The sequence below is a fragment of the Acinetobacter sp. YH16042 genome, assembly GCF_013417245.1.
GTDB lineage: Bacteria > Pseudomonadota > Gammaproteobacteria > Pseudomonadales > Moraxellaceae > Acinetobacter > Acinetobacter amyesii.
Genome location: NZ_VPEJ01000153.1, coordinates 1 through 1,018, shown reverse-complemented (window position 1 = coordinate 1,018; position 1,018 = coordinate 1). Strand labels below are relative to the sequence as shown.

Genomic DNA, 1,018 nt, shown 5'->3' with positions numbered 1-1,018 from the left:
GATCGATAGGCGTGATTATCGGAGGAATAGTTATTTATTTTACCCAGTGGATGTGGGTTGATACCGTAATCGCTGTGTTAATTGGCTTCTGGGTCTTACCTCGAACTTGGATTTTATTAAAACAAAGTATTCATATTCTGCTTGAAGGAGTTCCTGATGAGATTGATATTGAGTCGTTAAGAAATGATTTATTGAAGCTAGAGGGCGTTGAAGGGATTCATCAGTTGAAAGTCTGGGCTATATCCTCAAGAAATATTCATTTAACTGCTCATTTGGTTGCTCCGAATAGCAATACAGATCAACTCTATCAAAAGGCCTTAGAAGTTCTAAAACATAATCATAATATTACTGAAATTACGTTACAAATAGAAAATACGAAATGTAATACATTGAACCAACATAAACACTAATTTGGACTTTAGTCTTCATATAGATGTTTTGTGTAACTTTAAAGTATACCCTAAAGTTACAATCTGAAAGTTCATGAAATTATGTATCATTTAAATGATTTTTAATCATAAGTAACATGTAACTTTAGTGTTAAAGAATTATAATTTACGAAATTGTTCATTTTTATCCAATTGGGGCGTGAAAAAGTGAAAGGCCAAAAAGTAGGGTATGTCCGGGTAAGTTCTGTCGAGCAAAACACTGGCCGTCAACTTGAGGGAATTGAAGTCGACCGGATTTTTGTTGACCGTGCTTCAGGTAAAAATACTGACCGACCTAAATTTCAGGAAATGTTGAACTATGTCCGGGAAGGGGACAGGGTGATTGTACATTCAATGGATCGTTTTGCGCGAAGCCTAAAAGATTTGGTCACTGAAGTAGATAAACTGGTCAAACGAGGGATCGCCATCCAGTTTGTAAAAGAAAATATTACTTTTACAGCCGAATCCACCCCGATGGATAATTTGATGCTTCAAATGATGGGTGCTTTTGCACAGTTCGAACGTGAGATCATTTTAGAGCGGCAAAAGGAAGGAATAAAACTCGCCTCAGCTCAAGGGAAATACAAAGG

2 protein-coding genes are annotated in these 1,018 nt (G+C 36.5%); both read left to right on the top strand.

The features are described from left to right. Nucleotides 1-410 (top strand): cation diffusion facilitator family transporter (locus FTV37_RS17710; protein ID WP_180064367.1); only part of this gene is annotated, 410 nt, incomplete at its 5' end. A gap of 186 nt (nt 411-596) precedes the next feature. Next, the coding region (locus FTV37_RS17705) for a recombinase family protein (protein WP_180064366.1) at nt 597-1,018 on the top strand (422 nt) is incomplete at its 3' end.